The 16,710-nt window shown below is 61.5% G+C and carries 14 protein-coding genes; 12 read left to right on the forward strand and 2 right to left on the reverse strand.

The window, feature by feature from the left end; all coding sequences use genetic code 11:
• Positions 1-54 precede the first annotated feature (54 nt).
• Complete coding sequence (gene dps / locus EGJ68_RS05230; RefSeq protein WP_123033437.1) at positions 55-600, reverse strand: DNA starvation/stationary phase protection protein Dps; 546 nt, start codon at positions 598-600, stop codon at positions 55-57.
• A 580-nt stretch (positions 601-1,180) separates the two neighbouring features.
• Between dps and EGJ68_RS05235 the strand changes: the two genes are divergently transcribed.
• Positions 1,181-3,133: an acetoacetate--CoA ligase gene (locus EGJ68_RS05235; protein ID WP_123033438.1), complete on the forward strand. Its 1,953-nt coding sequence runs from the start codon at positions 1,181-1,183 to the stop codon at positions 3,131-3,133.
• A gap of 95 nt (positions 3,134-3,228) precedes the next feature.
• Complete coding sequence (locus EGJ68_RS05240) at positions 3,229-4,272, forward strand: COX15/CtaA family protein (protein WP_123033439.1); 1,044 nt, start codon at positions 3,229-3,231, stop codon at positions 4,270-4,272.
• Between the two features lie 11 nt (positions 4,273-4,283).
• Here EGJ68_RS05240 and EGJ68_RS05245 read toward each other — a convergent pair whose 3' ends face one another.
• Positions 4,284-4,502 (reverse strand): hypothetical protein, encoded by a 219-nt coding sequence (locus EGJ68_RS05245; RefSeq protein WP_123033440.1) that lies wholly within the window; start codon positions 4,500-4,502, stop codon positions 4,284-4,286.
• Between the two features lie 247 nt (positions 4,503-4,749).
• On the opposite strand from EGJ68_RS05245, the gene EGJ68_RS05250 reads away from it, so the two are divergent.
• From EGJ68_RS05250 to EGJ68_RS05295, 10 genes are all read left to right on the forward strand, one after another.
• Complete coding sequence (locus tag EGJ68_RS05250; protein ID WP_123033441.1) at positions 4,750-6,876, forward strand: type I secretion system permease/ATPase; 2,127 nt, start codon at positions 4,750-4,752, stop codon at positions 6,874-6,876.
• The gene (locus EGJ68_RS05255; protein WP_123033442.1) at positions 6,873-8,273 is read left to right on the forward strand and encodes an HlyD family type I secretion periplasmic adaptor subunit; all 1,401 of its coding nucleotides are present in this window, start codon (positions 6,873-6,875) and stop codon (positions 8,271-8,273) included. Before EGJ68_RS05250 ends, EGJ68_RS05255 begins: the two co-directional genes overlap by 4 nt.
• On the forward strand, positions 8,273-8,884 hold the full coding sequence (locus EGJ68_RS05260; RefSeq protein ID WP_123033443.1) for a LuxR C-terminal-related transcriptional regulator: 612 nt from the start codon (positions 8,273-8,275) through the stop codon (positions 8,882-8,884). Before EGJ68_RS05255 ends, EGJ68_RS05260 begins: the two co-directional genes overlap by 1 nt.
• Before the next feature lie 121 nt (positions 8,885-9,005).
• Complete coding sequence (locus EGJ68_RS05265) at positions 9,006-9,590, forward strand: GspH/FimT family pseudopilin (RefSeq protein WP_123033444.1); 585 nt, start codon at positions 9,006-9,008, stop codon at positions 9,588-9,590.
• The gene (gene pilV / locus EGJ68_RS05270; protein ID WP_158283504.1) at positions 9,574-10,218 is read left to right on the forward strand and encodes a type IV pilus modification protein PilV; all 645 of its coding nucleotides are present in this window, start codon (positions 9,574-9,576) and stop codon (positions 10,216-10,218) included. Before EGJ68_RS05265 ends, pilV begins: the two co-directional genes overlap by 17 nt.
• Positions 10,215-11,258: a PilW family protein gene (locus tag EGJ68_RS05275; protein WP_123034055.1), complete on the forward strand. Its 1,044-nt coding sequence runs from the start codon at positions 10,215-10,217 to the stop codon at positions 11,256-11,258. Before pilV ends, EGJ68_RS05275 begins: the two co-directional genes overlap by 4 nt.
• On the forward strand, positions 11,258-11,749 hold the full coding sequence (locus EGJ68_RS05280; RefSeq protein WP_123033446.1) for a pilus assembly PilX family protein: 492 nt from the start codon (positions 11,258-11,260) through the stop codon (positions 11,747-11,749). The genes EGJ68_RS05275 and EGJ68_RS05280 overlap by 1 nt, the downstream gene beginning before the upstream one ends.
• 48 nt (positions 11,750-11,797) lie before the next feature.
• Complete coding sequence (locus tag EGJ68_RS05285) at positions 11,798-15,643, forward strand: pilus assembly protein (protein WP_158283505.1); 3,846 nt, start codon at positions 11,798-11,800, stop codon at positions 15,641-15,643.
• On the forward strand, positions 15,643-16,113 hold the full coding sequence (locus EGJ68_RS18390) for a type IV pilin protein (RefSeq protein ID WP_123033448.1): 471 nt from the start codon (positions 15,643-15,645) through the stop codon (positions 16,111-16,113). The genes EGJ68_RS05285 and EGJ68_RS18390 overlap by 1 nt, the downstream gene beginning before the upstream one ends.
• Before the next feature lie 25 nt (positions 16,114-16,138).
• On the forward strand, positions 16,139-16,444 hold the full coding sequence (locus EGJ68_RS05295; RefSeq protein WP_123033449.1) for a hypothetical protein: 306 nt from the start codon (positions 16,139-16,141) through the stop codon (positions 16,442-16,444).
• Positions 16,445-16,710: the final 266 nt, after the last annotated feature.

A 16,710-nucleotide genomic window follows, 5' to 3' on the forward strand; every position in this document is an offset into this window, starting at 1 on the left:
GCCCTGTGCCAGAGCCCCCACAGCCTCGCGACGGCTATAAATGCCTGTCAGGCGTTAGGAGGCCTTTTTGGCGGCGCCGCGCTCGGTCGTTACACCTTTGGTGGGGAGCTCGCCACTGCCGGATTCCAGGTGCGCTCGAATGAACCACTGGAACAGCTCGAGGTCCTTGGCATGGCCGGTCAGCAGGTCTTCTGACACCGGGTCCAGCTCTGCGAGTTCGGCAATTGCCTTACGCTGGTCAGCAACAATACCGTTGTAGACAATATCCAGCGCTGCCAGATGTTCGTTGGCGAGGGCCCGTTGCAGCGAGTAGTCATCCCAGTCGCGGCGCTTCACCAGCGCGGCGGGCGTGCCGACCGGGACGCCACCCAGGGTGGCAATGCGCTCGGCGATGGCATCTACCATTTCGCGCGTGGCCGCAACCTGTGGGTCAAGCATTTCATGCACCGCGATGAAGTTGGGTCCTACAACGTTCCAGTGCACGTGCTTCAGGGTCAGGCCCAAGTCAATCAGCGCCACCATACGCTCATCCAGCAGCGTGATCACTTTCGCAGCTTCCTTTTGTTGCATGCCTGGTACGGTAAAATTGGTGCCTGTCATTCTGTTCTCCTTTCTCACGTTGGCGTTGCCATCAGCCTCGCTGTGGCACGTGTGCTTGAGGCGCTGTCACGACTTACTCCGGGTTACTGAGTGGACCGCTCGACCGCGCACTCCTCGCGGCGCCGTGCCGCGTTGGTGGACGTGTTGCAAATACCGTTCCAGAATGCCTGATGACCCTGTTTGCGCGCGCCAAAATCGTTAACGTCGTGCGGCGTGTGGAGAGGCGATTCTCACCGCATGGCCAGCGCTGACGCGGCCTTGCGGCTGTCAGGCGAGTGCGGGCTGCGATGGATTCGGGCTGTAAATCAATGGCTTGGGGAGGTCGGGCGGGGCGCTGGACACATGCCGCCACAGGCCTCTTTTGTCCGTAACGGTTTGTGGTTTTTACAAGCGACATTGTAAAACCTGCAGCCAGCAAGCCAACGGTGCCGATTGCAGGATGCCTATGATGGAATCCGCCACGGAGACCTCTGTCAGCGGCAGCGCCGCCTCCTTTGGGCGGTCCCGTGCGTGTCGCAATGATTGAATTCCGCGACACCCCCCGGCATGCTGTCCGGCGGCCTTGCGAGAGAATACCGGTATGTCTGAAGAGCCGCTTTGGAACCCTTCCCCCGAACGTTGCGCGAGCGCGCAATTCACCCGTTTCGCCGCGGGGCTTGCCGCGCGCGGGTATCTGCCTGAGGGTGCAGATTATTTTGCCGTGCACGATTGGGCCGTGGCGGAGCCGGTCTTGTTCTGGCGTGAAGTGTGGGACTTTACCGGTGTGGTCGGAGAGCCCGGGGCGCAGGTGCTCGAAGTCCCCGATCAGTTCCCCGGTGCCCGCTGGTTTCCCGAGGCCCGGCTCAACTTCGCGGAAAATCTGCTGCAGCGCAGGGATGATCACCCCGCTTTGGTGGGGTTGCTGGAAACAGGGGCGCGGCGTGAGTTGACCTACGCCGACCTCTACCGGCAGGTGGCCGGGCTGGCCGCCGGGTTGCGCGCGCTCGGCGTCGGCCCTGGAGACCGGGTGGCGGGTCTGCTGCCCAATGTGCCCGAAGCGGTGATCGCCATGCTGGCCACGGCGAGTCTGGGCGCCACGTGGACCTCATGCTCCCCGGATTTTGGCGTCAATGGCATTATCGATCGCTTTGGGCAGGTTGCGCCCAAGGTGCTGTTCTGTGCCGATGGCTACTACTACAACGGCAAGCCCTGTGCTGTTCTGGACCGGCTGGACGCCATCCTGCCAGCCGTTGACAGCGTAGAGCAGGTGGTCGTTGTGCCGCTGCTTGCGGCACAGCCCGCGCTGCCGCAAGGCGTGCCCGCGGCCTTGTTTGCGGGGTTTGTCGACCCCGCCGCGACTGTTGTCGCGTTTGCCCGTTTGCCCTTCAACCACCCGCTGTACGTGATGTACTCGTCCGGCACGACGGGTGCGCCCAAGTGTATTCTGCACGGCGCCGGTGGCACCTTGCTCCAGCACCGCAAAGAGCACAGCCTGATGTGCGACATCGGTCCGCAGGATGTGTTTTTCTACTACACCACCTGTGGCTGGATGATGTGGAACTGGCTGGCAAGTGGGCTCGCCAGTGGCGCTACGCTGGTACTCTATGATGGTTCTCCCTTTGCGGGCGAAGGCAGGTTGTTACTGGATGCCATAGATGCGGAAGGCATCACGGTATTCGGTACCAGTGCCAAGTACATTGGGGCGCTGGAGAAGGCCGGTGAGCGGCCCGCACACAGCCACGATCTGCGCAGCCTGAAAACGATACTGTCCACCGGTTCGCCCCTGCTGCATGAAAATTACGAGTTTGTGTATCGCGACTTCAAACGGGACGTCTGCCTGTCCAGCATCTCCGGCGGCACCGACATTCTCTCCTGTTTTGTGGGCGGCTCGCCGACCCTGCCGGTACACGCGGGTGAAATACAGGCGCCCGGGCTGGGCATGGCGGTCGCGATATGGAATGACCAGGGCTGCCCCGTGCAGGAGCAGAAGGGCGAGCTGGTGTGCACGGCGCCATTCCCCTCGTGCCCCTTGGGTTTCTGGAATGACCCCGATGGCAGCCGCTTCCACGCGGCCTACTTCGCGCGTTTCGATGGGGTCTGGGCGCAGGGTGATTATGGCGAGGTGACCGCCAATCGGGGGTTCATCATCCACGGGCGATCCGATGCGGTATTGAATCCGGGGGGCGTGCGTATCGGTACCGCGGAGATCTACCGGCAGGTCGAACGGTGCGATGCCGTGCTGGAAAGCGTGGTGATTGGTCAGCAGTGGCAGGGCGACGTGCGTGTGGTGCTCTTCGTGGTGCTGCGTGCAGGTCGCACGCTGGACGCAGCGCTGGAGGCGGAGATCCGCGGTTTGATACGTGGCAACACAACGCCGCGTCACGTGCCTGCGCGCATCGTTCAGGTGGCGGATATTCCGCGCACCCTGAGCGGCAAGACCGTCGAGTTGGCAGTGCGCAATGTGGTGCATGGCGAGCCGGTGAAGAACACCGACGCCCTCGCCAATCCCGACGCGCTGCGGCTGTTCCGCGATTTGCCCAGCTTACAAAGCTGACATAGGCCAAAGACTGCGGCGCTTATCGCCGTAGTCGGCCGAAATTCGGTTATCATTGCGCTCCCTGATTAAGGCAGGCAGGCCGAGGTAGCGCGATGGTACTTTCCCGACAGACACACTACGACCGACAGATCGCCGCCTGGCTCATTCTCTGCGCCGCGGTGATCTTTGGCATGATATTGCTGGGTGGCGTGACACGGCTGACCAACTCCGGCCTCTCCATGGTCGAGTGGCGCCCGATCATGGGTATCGTCCCGCCCCTTACGGAAGTGGCCTGGCAAGAGGTGTTCGACAAGTACCGGCAGTCGCCCGAGTACCTGAAGATCAACCGCGGCATGTCGCTGGATGCCTTCAAGACCATCTTCATGTTCGAGTACCTGCACCGGGTGCTGGGGCGTTTGATTGGTGTGCTGTTTTTCTTCCCCATGCTGTTCTTTGCCTTCACTGGACGCGTGCGCGCCGGCTTGATGCCGCGGCTGTGGTTGCTGTTCGTGCTCGGCGGCTGCCAGGGGCTGCTCGGCTGGTACATGGTGAAAAGTGGGTTGGTCGACAATCCGCACGTTAGCCAATACCGGCTCACCGCGCACCTGGGCCTGGCGTTTGTCATCTACGCCGCGATGCTGTGGGTGATACTCGATGTGCTTGCGGGCCGCAGGCCCGGCAATCGGCAACCGCACGCACTCGCGCCCTGGGGCGTGGGCCTGGTGGGGCTGGTTTTTCTGATGATTCTGTCAGGCGGTCTGGTAGCCGGCACCAAAGCGGGCTTCGCCTACAGTACGTGGCCCCTCATGGGAACCTCCTTTGTGCCGCCGGGCCTGTATGCGGGTGATCCGGCCTGGCTGGACGCGTTCGAGGATATCACCACAATCCAGTTCAACCACCGCATATTTGCGTATCTGCTGTTTGTGCTGATCCACCTGTTTGCATGGCGTCTGTGGCGCACAGGCCTTGGGGGGCGCGAGCGGCTGGCTAGCGTGTTCTTGCTTGCTGCCTTGTGGTTGCAGGTGATTCTGGGTATCAGCACTTTGCTGTTGCATGTGCCGATCAGCCTGGCGGCGGCGCACCAGGGGGGCGCCGTGGTGCTGCTCTCGGCGACCATCTATGCCGCGCATCTGTTACGTCGGGGCCGTCTGGCCTAGGGCGCTGCGGCCTACCAGAAACGCAGGGCGGCGTCGTCAGCTCGGCGCCCCGGCAGGAGTCGACGATCCTCGCTGTGCGCATCAAAGCGCACCGTCGTGCGGCGGTCGGCGTTACTGCGGCGGTCCAGACGGCGCCGATCGGGGCCGGCGTATTTTCGCTTGCCCTGGCGGTCGGCACAGAACGCGGGTGAAAGATCTCGCGCTTCGAACAATGGGGGTTTGTCGGGCATGTAAAAGCCTCCTCGCTTAAGGGCGGACGCTTTGTTCTACACGATCGCCGCCTGCATTGTGGACCCACGCAGTATAGTCTGCACGTTTGTGAATGGTTTTTTCTGCCGTCTTGTGACCTGCGTCACATAGCAATTCGGCGGTAACTGGCTTATTCTCCGTGTTCCTTAATTACTAAAATTTTCAGTGGGTTAGAGAGTGTTGGTGAAAATACTCTGAAGACCGCGCAGAAAAGGGCACCCCATACCGATGACCGCGAGCGCTGACGACCCCTTGCTGCAGAGCCTGCTGGCGCTGTGTCGCTATCACGGCAGTGCGTCCACCGCCGAAGCACTGGTGGGTGGGTTGCCGCTTGAAGAAGGGCGCTTGACGCCTTCGCTGGTGCAGCGTGCTGCCAGTCGGGCCGGGCTCGCCAGCCGCATTGTCGAGCGCAGTGCCCGTGCCGTGGAGCCCGCCTTGCTGCCGGCGATCGTACTGCTGCGGGATGAACGTGCCTGCGTGCTGGTGGGCTGGAGTGCCGACGGCAGTGAAGCCACGGTGATCTACCCGGAGCTGAACGAGGCGGCGGTTGCCGTGCCGGCGGCAGAGCTGCTGGCGGATGAGACCGGCAGCGTCATTGTGTGCCGGCCGCGGTTTCGCTTTGACCAGCGCACGCCGCGCACCGGCACCTCCGAGCGCGGTCACTGGTTCTGGGATGCGATTCGCGCCAACATGCCCGTCTACCGCGACGTGCTGCTTGCAGCCTTTTTCATCAATGTATTCGCTCTGGCGCTGCCTATTTTCACCATGAACGTCTACGACCGCGTAGTACCGAACCACGCGGTAGAGACCCTCTGGATGCTGGCCATCGGCGTGGTGGCCATCATGCTCGCGGATATTGTGCTGCGCACCATGCGCGGCTATTTCCTCGATCTTGCCAGTCGCCGTGTGGATGTCGAGCTGTCCGGCAAGATCATGGAACGGGTACTGGGCTCGCGGCTGGAAAACCGGGCACTGTCGGTGGGCTCCTATGCCGTGAACCTGCGCTCCTTCGAAACCGTGCGCGATTTCATCACCTCCGCTTCGGTAACGACGCTGATTGATGTGCCCTTCGCGTTGATTTTTGTTGCGGTCATCGGCTGGATCGCCTGGCCGGTGCTGATTCCGTTGGCGCTGGGTTTGCTGGTGGTGCTCGGCTATGCCCTGGCTACCCAGGGCAAACTGCGGGCGCTCTCGGAAACCACCTATCGCGCGGGCGCGCAGCGCAATGCCACGTTAATCGAAAGCCTGGTGGGGCTGGATACCATCAAGGCCATGGGCGCCGAGTCGCGCATGCAGCGCAAGTGGGAGGAAAGCACTGCCTTCCTGGCACACGTGGGCTTGCAGTTGCGGCTGGTGTCCAATTCCACCATCAACGTGACGCTCTGGGGCAATCAGATGGTCACGCTGTTCGTGATTATCACCGGGGTCTATCTGATCACCGCGGGGCAGTTGAGCATGGGTGGCCTGATTGCCTGCAGCATGCTGAGCGGACGGGTCATGGCGCCGTTTGGCCAAGTGGCCGGCCTGATCACCTCGTGGCACAACGCCGAGATCTCGCTGAAGTCGCTGGACGAGGTCATGGCGAAGCCCATGGAGCGCGCCGAGGGTGCCCAGTTCCTGTCGCGGGAAATGTTCCAGGGTGATATCGAGTTTCGCAATGTGTCCTTTGCCTACCCGGGCGCGGAAATGGAGTCGCTGAGCAATGTCTCCTTCCGTATCCGGCCCGGAGAGCATGTCGCCATTCTCGGGCGCGTGGGTTCGGGCAAGTCCACACTGCAGAAACTCGCCATGGGCCTGTATCAGCCGACGGAAGGCGCGGTGATGGTCGATGGTATTGATCTTCGTCAGCTGGACCCCAGCGAGCTGCGCTCGCGTGTCGGGTATGTGCCGCAGGACGTCACACTGTTCTTTGGCAGCCTGCGCGACAATATCGCCCTGTCGCACGCCAATGTCAGCGATGCCGCTTTGGTGCGTGCTGCCGAAATTGCCAATCTGTCCGACTATATCAACCGCCATCCCAAGGGCTTTGACATGCAGGTCAGCGAGCGTGGTGACTCCCTGTCAGGTGGTCAGCGCAAGTGCGTGGCATTGGCGCGCGCCATGGTGCACGAGCCGCCCATCCTGTTGATGGATGAGCCCACCGGGTCCATGGATCACTCAACGGAAGTGGCGGTGAAGCAGCAACTGACGGGCTGCCTCAAGGGGCGCACCTGGCTGGTGGTTACCCACCGCAACTCGCTGCTGGAGATGGTCGACCGCATTCTGGTTATCGACAATGGCAAGCTGGTGGCGGACGGGCCGCGCGATAGCGTTATTCAGGCGCTGCAGCAGGGCAAGATAGGGGCGGCGCGATGAACGAGGAAAAAGAAGCAGCGCCAGCGGAAACTGCCCCCGAGCGGCCGCGCCGTTTTCTGGCAGATTTCATTTTTGCGCCTTGGTTGCGCAAAACTGATGATACACCCGCCGGTTGGGAGCAGGATGCCCATCGTGCCTACCTGCAGCAGCAGCCGCTGCGCGCCCGGGGCCTGCTCTACGTGGTGGCCCTCATTGTGCTCGCCCTGGTGGTGTGGGCGGCATTTGCCGAGGTGGACGAGGTCACCCGTGGCGAGGGCAAGGTGATTCCCTCGCAGCAGATTCAGGTCATGCAGTCCCAGGACGGCGGGGTCGTCACCGAAATCCACGCGCGTGCGGGTGACGTCGTCGAGGCCGGCCAGCTGCTGGTGCGGCTCGACCAGACCCGCTCCGCCTCCAACCTGCGGGAAAACCAGGCGGAGTTCCGCGCGTTGTCAGTGCGTGCGGCGCGCCTGACGGCCAACCTGGCGGGCACAGCATTTACGCCGGAGCCGGAATGGTCCCTGCAGGCGCCGGGTATTGTCGAGCAGGAGCAGGCGCTCTACGCATCACTGCAAGCGCAGCTCACCCTGCAGCGCCAGATTGCCGCCGAACAGCTGGAGCAGCGGCAACAGGAGCTGGCGGAGGTGACTGCGCGCTCCCGGCAACTGGCCCGCTCACTGGAGTTGAGCCGGCAGGAGCTGAGCGTGACGCGGCCCATGGTTGCCTCCGGTGCGGTGTCCCAGGTGGAAATTCTGCGGCTGGAGCGCGAGGTGAACCAGCTCAGCGGCGAGTACGATCAATCCCGCGCCCAGCTCAAGCGCATCGATTCCGCCATTGCCGAGGCCCAGCGGCGGCTGTCGGAAGTGGAAGTGGAGTTCGAGAATACAGTGCGCCAGGAGTTGACCGATACCATCGCGCGTATCAACGGTCTGCGCGAGGCGGGCGAGGGACTCAGTGATCGCGTGCGTCAAACGGAAGTGCGCTCCCCCGTGAAGGGTACGGTCAACCGTCTTTACTTCAATACCATCGGTGGTGTGGTACTGCCGGGCAAAGAAGTCATTGAAATTGTGCCGCTGGACGACAGCCTGCTGGTGGAAGTGCGTATTCGGCCTAAGGACATTGCATTCCTGGTGCCGGGGCAGGAAGCGCTGGTGAAGCTGACGGCCTACGATTTTGTGGTGTACGGCGGCCTCGAGGGCGTGGTTGAACACATTGGTGCAGACACCATTATGGATGAGGAGGGCAACCCGTTTTATGAGGTGCATGTACGTACCCGCGAGTCGGGTTTTGGTGTGGACATGCCGATCATGCCGGGTATGACGGTGCAGGTGGATGTGCTCACTGGCAAGAAAACCATCCTTGCCTACTTGATGAAACCGGTGCTGCGCGCGAAACAGTACGCGCTGACGGAGCGTTAATGAAACATGTTTTTGTGACACCGGGTGGCGCCCTGCGTAACCGCTGGCGGGAAGCCTTTCCCGAGGCGCTGGTGGTAACCTCGGTGGAGGCGCTTGCGCTGGAAGCGCCCGCGGCGGAAGTGGCGTGGCTGGATGCCAGCCAGATGGACGACCCGGTGCGCCGGGCCAGCCTGGCGACCGCTATCGCGGCGGGTTACCGCGTTGTCGTCATGAGTGCGATGCCCGGGGAAGCGGATGCATTTCAGGCGCTCAATGCCGGTGCTGTTGGCTACTGTCACCTGGAATCGGCGCCAGAGCAGCTGCGCGAGATCGGCCTGGTCGTGGCCCATGGCGGCCTGTGGATGCCGCCGGAGCTGGTGCAGCGGCTTTTGGCGCTGTCAGTGCGTACGCAGCCCACAAGTGAGGCGGCTCGCGCCGATCTCAAGCTACTTACACCACGCGAGCACGATGTGGCGCGCCATATCGCGCAGGGTGCGAGCAACCGTGAAATCGCCGTTGCGCTGGACATCACGGAGCGAACGGTGAAGGCGCATTTGTCCGCCGTGTTTGAGAAACTCGCTGTGCGCGATCGGGTGCAACTGGCCCTGGTGATGCGCCAGATAGCGGGCTGAGCCACCGCTAGCGCGCCATCCGTCACGGTTTCTTGCCGCTGGTCAGCGCCCGCTGGTATTGCCCCGGCCGCTGGCGATACTGGAAGCTGATGGTATTGCAAGCAGTTGGAGCGGGTAGAGCGTGAGCAGAGTCACCACAGTTTGCCGGCGCGGTTCAGGCGGGTTCAGCCTCATCGAGATGATGGTGGTGCTGGTCATCCTGGCGATTGCCCTGTTGTTGGGTGGCCCCGCATTTACTGACCTCATTCGTGACAATCGCCTCGTGTCCAGCGTCTACGGGGTGCGTGCCACACTGAATCTTGCGCGCTCCGAGGCGTTGGCGCGCCGCGACCGGGTGGTCGTGTGCCCGAGCAACGCCGCGGGTTCCGCTTGCCTCGACAGCACCAACTGGAGTGGTGGTTACCTCGCCCTGATGGGGGTTGATGTCAGCGCTACCGTAGACGCAGCAAATCCCGGACGCAGCCGCATTCACTGGGAAAGCGAAACCAACCCGGCGGTTAGCGTCAGTTTTACCCCGAAACTTGTGGTTTTCGATACGATCGGTTCCGCGCTTGGGAGTGCGGGAACCTTTGTATTTTGCGACGAGCGCGGTGCGAGCAAGGCCCGCGGTCTGATTCTGACCAACGCTGGTACCGTTGCGGCCAGTGTCGACGGTGATGCCAACGGTGTGGTTGAAGACGGAGCAGGCAATGATGTTTCTTGCTAGAAAACAGCATTCGGTTAGCAGAACCCGGCGGCAGGCCGGCGTCACGCTGATTGAAGCGCTGGTCACCTTTGTCATTCTGTCGGTTGGGCTGCTGGGTATTGTGAGCCTGCAGGCCGTGTCCAAGGGTGCCCAGCACCAGGGCATCCAGCGCAGCAAAGCGGTGATGCTGGCCAACGATCTGGTTGAGCGCATTCGTATCAATCCCGCGGGTCTGGCGACCTACACCGCCGGTGGTCTGACGACGCCTTTTGGTGGCGGCACGTTGAGCGCCCCCGCGACCGATTGTGCCGCAGTGAGCTGCACCCCCGCCCAGCTTGCGGCTTACGATCTTTGGCTCTGGGAGCGCGGTATTGACGGCGCGACGGTTACCGCCACCGGTTCTGACGCAGTGGTCAGGAATGCCGCGGGCTTGATTGCACCGCAGGCCTGTGTGCGGTTCACCGCGGATGCCGGCATGACACGGACCGGTCTGGTAGATGTGATTATCCAGTGGCGTGGCCTGGGTGAAACGCAGGATGCGGTGGCAGCGGTCGGTGGTGAAGCCTGTGGTGGTGCCGCCGCGGGTGCAGACGATTTTCGCCGGCAGCTGGTGGTGAGCACGTTTGTCATTGACGAGGCCGAGCTATGACGCTGGGTGTGATGCGCAAGGCAAGCCAGGGCGGGTTCTCCCTGGTGGAATTCATGGTCGCCATGACGCTGGGCTTGATATTAATAGCCGGTGCTGTATCGGTTTACCTGGCCACCAAGCGTTCCTATACCGAAGTCGAGCAGGTGGCAAGCCTGGCTGAAAGCAGCCGTTTCGCCGTGCAGGTGTTGAACGACTCCCTGCGCCACGCCGGCTTTTTCGGTGGCGCACATCCGCGCGATATTGTGGAGGATACCGCTCTGGGTGCGGTGGCGGGAGACTGTACGGGTGATGCCTCTGCCTTCAGCGTCGGTGATTACTTGCTCGCCGGGGTGCCCTCGGCAGCCGGCGAGGCTTTTGGTTGCATTACTGATGCCCTGCCGCCGGTGGTGGGTGGACCGCCGCGCGAGGTGCTGGTGGTCAAGCGGGTGCTGCCACGTCCACTTTATGACCGCGACCCGGATGACGCCTCGGCAGCGGTCGATGGCGTGATCAGCTTTCCCTCGGCGATGAGTGCCCAGGAGGTCTATGTTGTTGCCAACAGTGAGCGTGGCATCTTGCTGGATGGCGCGGACACCGCGCCGGATGTGCTCGCGGGAAATCCCTTTGCCCTGGCAGCTGCCTGGCCGTATCGCCTGCAGGTCTATTACATTCGAAACTTGCCAACCCCGACCCTGAGTCGCCGTGTGCTGGCGTGGGACGCCGGTACTGGTGCCATGGCGATGACCACGGAAGATCTGGTGCCTGGCGTGGAGTCACTCCGGTTCCGCTTTGGCGTCGATACCACGGGCAACGGCGAGGTTGACCGCTTCATGACGGTAGCGGAAATGACGCTAACCCCGGCTTGGGAAGCAGTCGAGGCACTGGAGTTGTCCCTGTTATTGCGCGCACCGGCAGAGGATGGCGCCTATGTGGATGGTCGCAGCTACAACATCGGCGGGTTTGTGTGGCAGCCGGCCGCCAGCGACAACTGGCGCCGTCAACTGGTGCAGGGAAGTGTGTCGCTGCGTAACCCCAAATTGATGATTCGCGGAGGTTTGTGATGACTCGGCAGCATTCCGAGCGTGGTGTGGCCCTTGCGGTGTCACTGTTATTCCTGCTGGTGGTGACCATCGTCAGTATTACGGCGGCGACCAACAGCTCTATCGGGCTGCGCATGGCGGGCAACCTGCAGGACAATTACGAATCCTTTCAGGCGGCTGAAGCGGGCATCTACGGTGCATTGGCATTGGCCGGTACGGCGGAAGACCCTTTCCTGCGGGTTGACGACGATACGCCGTTTGCTGGCCTGGATGCGTCCACTGAGCATCCGCTGCGTCGCTTGCGCGACGGTGTGGGCGCCGTGGATGTGCGTGTGGCGGTCGTCGGGGTGGCGCGGGAGTGCCCGCGCCCGCCAGGCGAGACGGGCGGCAGCAGTATTGGCGTATTCGACTGTGATTTTTACCGGGTCACCTCGGAGCATGACGTGGCTGGGAAGGCGCGCTCGCGCGTGGAATTGGGTGTGGTCAAGACGGTGGTAGGTGAAGCCGGTTAGGCATCGATTGAGCCTGTGTGAACAGGGGGCGGAAAAATGAAAATGGCAATGGATACGTGGAAGACATTTCGGGCGACGGCGGCGGCGTCTTTGCTGCTGGTGGCGGGAACGTTCCCCGCAGGGGCTGATGACACGGAAATCTACAAGGCGGAGTTCAGTGCCAGTACCGGCTCCAGGCCCAAGGTGCTGGTGGTGTTCGACGACTCCGGCAGTATGGCGAGCATGGTGGACCAGCAGCGGCCACCCTATGACCCAGAGGATACGACCTATCAGTACTCGTTTAGCTCGGGTGGCCGGCCCAGCGACTGGTCTGACCGCATTTACTGGTCCACCGATGGCGACGTGCCGCCCAAGAGAATCGGCGGTCAAGCCAACCCGAACTGGTTTCTGAAAAGCAAGAATCGGTGTGCAACGTCTTACGACAGCCTGGCCTTGGACGGTCGCTTCACGGCGGACCGCGCGCGGCGCTGGGTGGATTCGCGCCTCGTGGAAACGGCGGGCTATTTTCGCTGTGATAACGATGATGAGACCGTGCAGGGCAATGGTTGCTTCAAGTTTGTGGATGTAGAAGTAACTACCGAGGTTTGCCCTGACCCCGTGGTTGTTGAGGTTACGCAGGCGGAGTGGGAAGCCTGGACGGGCCCAAAGACACGGGATTGCCCTGAAAAGCGTGAATCGAGATGTGTTGATAATCCGGCTCTTTGGGATTATTTCATTACCAGGCAGGACCCCTGCACGACCGAGACCGTGACGGAATCCACCTGGACGCGTATGCGTGACGCGGTGTGGGTGCCGCCATCCACATCCCTGAGCATCGAGAGCTGGCAGCCACTCACAGGCGGCGTGACCGAGCCGCCACATGTGGAGTGCCTGAACGACGTGGCCTCCGGGATCACCAACAACGGTTCCGGTACGGGCCCGGGTTATCCACAGGATGATGTGCAAACCGGCAGCGAATATGGTCCCAATCCGGACCCGTCCATGAATTGGGGTACCGGCGCCTACACGTTCTATACCGGTCACTATCTGGACTGGTATTACGATGACTCTCTGGAGGAGCCGCGTAGCCGCATCGATATCGCGCAGGACGTTGTATCTACCATTATGCGCAGCAACCCTGGTGTGGATTTCGGCTTGATGGAGTTCAACAGTAACCAGAGTAGCAGCAACAACGGCGGACGCGTGGTCAGTCGCATCATTCAGAACATGAGCGATACACAGCGCACCAACGTCATCGACATGGTCAACTCCATGTCGGCAGACGGCGCTACGCCCCTCTGTGAATCCATGTACGAAGCCTACCGCTACCTGTCTGGCGGGCAGGTGCTGTGGGGTGATGATCGCCGCACGGGAGATAGCTGGCCGCCGGATGATGCGCTGCCCCAGGATTCACTCGCCTCCAGTGGCGGCACCTATGTCTCGCCCAGCACGGATTGTGCCTATACCTATGTCATCTTGATGACCGATGGGCGGCCGACCAATGATGAAGGCGCAAATACCTTTATCGAGTCGTTGACTGGAAAAACCTGTAGCAATTATCAGTACGACAGCGGTCAGGGTATGCGCAAGAATTGTATGCCTGAACTTGCCGAGTATATGGCCAATACGGATCTGGATGACGATACGACCAACGGCAACCAGTTTGGGATCACCTACACCATCGGTTTCACTACCGATCAGGATCTGTTGGCTGATACCGCAGAAAAAGGCAAAGGCGAATACTACACCGCGAATAATGCGCAGGAACTGGCGGCGGCCTTCCAGGGCGCCATTGTCAGCATCCTGGCTACGGATACCACGTTCACATCACCCGCTGTGGCTGTGGACACCTTTACCCGTACGCAGAGCCGTGACGAAATCTTCTATGCCATGTTCAAGCCCGGTGAAACGGTCGACTGGCAGGGTAACATCAAGAAGTTGAAACTGCGTATCGACGACGGCGACGCTGTACTGGTGGACGGTAATGGCACCCCGGCCATTGACGCCGCGACCGGATTTATCAAGGACAGCGCGGTGACCTTCTGGGGCGCTACCGCAGATGGCGGTGGCGTGGAGAAAGGCGGTGTAGGCGCGTTGCTTGTTGCCAGGAACGCGGGTTCGCGCGCGATCTATACCAATACCGGGTCGGGTGGTGCATTACAAACGCTGGAGTCCGATAACATCACCGCAAGCACAATGGGTGTTGCCGATGATGCCGAGCTGCACAACCTGTTCGGCGTAACCTCCGATGTGGCCCTGACGCGCCTGATCAACTGGGCGCGTGGTTTCGACGCCTATGACAGGGACGGTGATGGCGACAGCACGGATACCCGCAGTTGGGTCATGGGGGATGTTCTCCACAGCCAGCCGCTGGTACTGAACTACGGTGCGCGCAGTGGTTATACCCAGGCGGCGCCGGACATTCGGCTGTTGGTGGGTACCAACGCCGGCTTTGTCCATATGTTCGGTAACGACAACGGGCAGGAAGACTGGGCGTTTTTCCCCAAGGAGCTGGCAACGATCCTGCGTGCTCGCAGCCAGAATGCGCGTTCATCGCAGAACATCTACGGCATGGACCTCACGCCGGTAGCCTATACCCTGGACGTCAACGGTGACGGTACGCTGAATTCCGGCGCCGGCGACAAGGTGTGGGCGTATTTCGGTATGCGTCGTGGCGGTAACGGCTATTACGCACTGGACATCTCCGATCCAGAGAATCCGTCGTTCCTGTGGCATATCAACGCCTCGACGACCGGCTTCACCGAGTTGGGCCAGACCTGGTCTGAACCCGTGGTGACGCGTATCCCGGGGTACACCGACGGCAGTGGTGTGGCGAAACCTGTACTGATATTCGGCGCAGGCTACGATACCAACAAGGACAGTTCTGGTTTGGCGACGCCGGATGCGCGCGGCCGCGGTATCTTCATCGTCGATGCCCAGACAGGCGCGTTGGTGTGGAGCGTAACGCCGGCTGCCAACAGTGCGAAAAACCTGCGGGAGTCGGGGCTGCAGCACTCGGTGGCGGCACCGGTCACGGTGCTGGACGGCAACGGTGACAAGCTGACCGATCGCATCTACTTTGCGGATACCGGGGGTAATATCTGGCGCGTCGACCTGCCGGGCAACGTACTGCCAACCGCAAGTCAGGATACGTGGCAGATCAATCAGCTGGCCAGCCTGGGTGGTGGGAACACGGCCAATGACCGGCGCTTCTTCAGTGCGCCAGATGTGGTGAGGATTCGCTTCGATGGTAACCCCATTGATGCCATTCTTATCGGCTCGGGCGATCGCACCAACCCGAATGCCACGGATGTGAACAACCGCTTCTACATGATCCGTGACCTGGCGATCGGGGCCTATACCACCCCCAGGCCCAGTACGGCGGATTGTGCCGATGAAGATATTGTCGACTTCCGCTGTTTCCTGCCGATCAATAACAGCAGTCTGTACAACATTACCAACAACCGCCTGGTAACCGGCACAGAGGAGCAACGGGCAACCGCGCTGGCGGCACTGAAGGCGGCGCTCGGTTGGCGCCTGAACCTGACGGGTGACGGTGAGAAGTCCCTGTCCAAGTCGATTACGCTGAGTGGCAAGGTGTTTTTCACCACGTTCACACCGAGCAGTGTGCTGGACGACATCAATGTGTGCGAACCGGTATCGGGGGCCGGTCGTCTCTATGTCGTGGATCTCTACAACGGGGACCGCAACGTGGTCGCGCTGGGTGCCATCATCCCGGATACGCCTTCGGTGCACTTCGGCGAAGACGGCCAGATACGCCTCCTGTTGCCCCCGGGTACGCCGCAGGGTGATACCGATGGCGATGGGGAGGAGAATTGCGAAGCGGGTGTGTGTGACATCGGTACGCCCCTGCGGGCGCCCTATGGTGATCACTGGTTCGAGGAGGGCTACTGATGCCGGGTACCGCGGTGAGCATCGCGCAACGCCGGGGAATGGCGGGGCGCAGTGCGACCGCCGGCTTCACCCTGATGGAGGTCATGATTGTGGTGGTCATTGTCGGCATTCTGATGGCGATCGCCTTGCCCTCCTATCAAGGCAGCTTGCAGAAAGGCCGGCGTAGTGATGCGATGTCGGCACTGCTCGACGCGTCCAACCGCCAGCAGCAATTCATGCTCGACCAGGGGCGCTACACCACGGACATGCAAGAGCTGGGTTATGCCGCCAGCCCCAGGATTTCCGAGGAGGGACACTACAGCGTCAGTGCGGCAGCCTGTGATGGGGGAGTGATAGCGAACTGCTACGAACTCACCGCCACCCCGGTCAGCGGTTCGCCGCAAAGCAGTGACACGCGCTGTACCACTTTTGTACTGGATTCATTCGGCACCCGCTCTGCGACGGGTACAACAGCCACCGAGTGCTGGTAATGCGGAAACGCGTAGGAGAGAAATCATGAAAGTAGCAGGTCGTTTGAGCGCGCTGGCAGTTTTCTGCGCCTTGTCTGTGTCTACCGGCGTTGTATTTGCACAGGCAAAAATGCCGCAGGGCGAGTTCGTCTGCCAGGTAAAAGATGCCGACGGCGAAACGCGTTTTGTCGGTATACAGGCGTCCGACATGGACAGGGCCCGAGAGATTGCCCAGGGCAAATCAAAGTGGGCGGTACCGGCGGGTCGTGAATTGGTCGAGTGCATCAATCCGAATACGCAGACATTCAAGAGCCGGTCGGCACAAAAGCAATACCGGGAAGACGTCCGGTAGTCGCGCTGGTCCCAGTCCTGCCCCGGAGCACGCGTCCGCCAGCGCCGGGGTTTCATCCAGCGATATCGCCCAACCCCCCGCTCTACCAGCCCGACACCTCGCGCATCCCATGCCGCGCTGATTCTTGTTGTAGCCGCTGCTTGTTTGCGGATCTGTGAACGAGGTCACTTTTCCAGAGCACGCCTTGTCCTTTCGTACAATGCCAGCCGCCGCCGGTCCCTCTACTATCACGCTATTGCTAATGGCGCGTAAACCGCGCACATGTT

The sequence above is a fragment of the Haliea alexandrii genome (genome assembly GCF_003719295.1).
GTDB lineage: Bacteria > Pseudomonadota > Gammaproteobacteria > Pseudomonadales > Halieaceae > Haliea > Haliea alexandrii.

Excerpts from the sequence above, each read along its gene's own strand:
- EGJ68_RS05260 (WP_123033443.1), top strand. The coding sequence starts at position 8,273 with ATGAAACATGTTTTTGTGACACCGGGTGGCGCCCTGCGTAACCGCTGG.
- pilV (WP_158283504.1), top strand. The coding sequence starts at position 9,574 with ATGATGTTTCTTGCTAGAAAACAGCATTCGGTTAGCAGAACCCGGCGG.
- EGJ68_RS05235 (WP_123033438.1), top strand. The coding sequence starts at position 1,181 with ATGTCTGAAGAGCCGCTTTGGAACCCTTCCCCCGAACGTTGCGCGAGC.
- EGJ68_RS05275 (WP_123034055.1), top strand. The coding sequence starts at position 10,215 with ATGACGCTGGGTGTGATGCGCAAGGCAAGCCAGGGCGGGTTCTCCCTG.
- EGJ68_RS05285 (WP_158283505.1), top strand. The coding sequence starts at position 11,798 with ATGGATACGTGGAAGACATTTCGGGCGACGGCGGCGGCGTCTTTGCTG.
- dps (WP_123033437.1), bottom strand. The coding sequence starts at position 600 with ATGACAGGCACCAATTTTACCGTACCAGGCATGCAACAAAAGGAAGCT.
- EGJ68_RS05240 (WP_123033439.1), top strand. The coding sequence starts at position 3,229 with ATGGTACTTTCCCGACAGACACACTACGACCGACAGATCGCCGCCTGG.
- EGJ68_RS05245 (WP_123033440.1), bottom strand. The coding sequence starts at position 4,502 with ATGCCCGACAAACCCCCATTGTTCGAAGCGCGAGATCTTTCACCCGCG.
- EGJ68_RS05255 (WP_123033442.1), top strand. The coding sequence starts at position 6,873 with ATGAACGAGGAAAAAGAAGCAGCGCCAGCGGAAACTGCCCCCGAGCGG.
- EGJ68_RS05295 (WP_123033449.1), top strand. The coding sequence starts at position 16,139 with ATGAAAGTAGCAGGTCGTTTGAGCGCGCTGGCAGTTTTCTGCGCCTTG.
- EGJ68_RS18390 (WP_123033448.1), top strand. The coding sequence starts at position 15,643 with ATGCCGGGTACCGCGGTGAGCATCGCGCAACGCCGGGGAATGGCGGGG.
- EGJ68_RS05250 (WP_123033441.1), top strand. The coding sequence starts at position 4,750 with ATGACCGCGAGCGCTGACGACCCCTTGCTGCAGAGCCTGCTGGCGCTG.
- EGJ68_RS05280 (WP_123033446.1), top strand. The coding sequence starts at position 11,258 with ATGACTCGGCAGCATTCCGAGCGTGGTGTGGCCCTTGCGGTGTCACTG.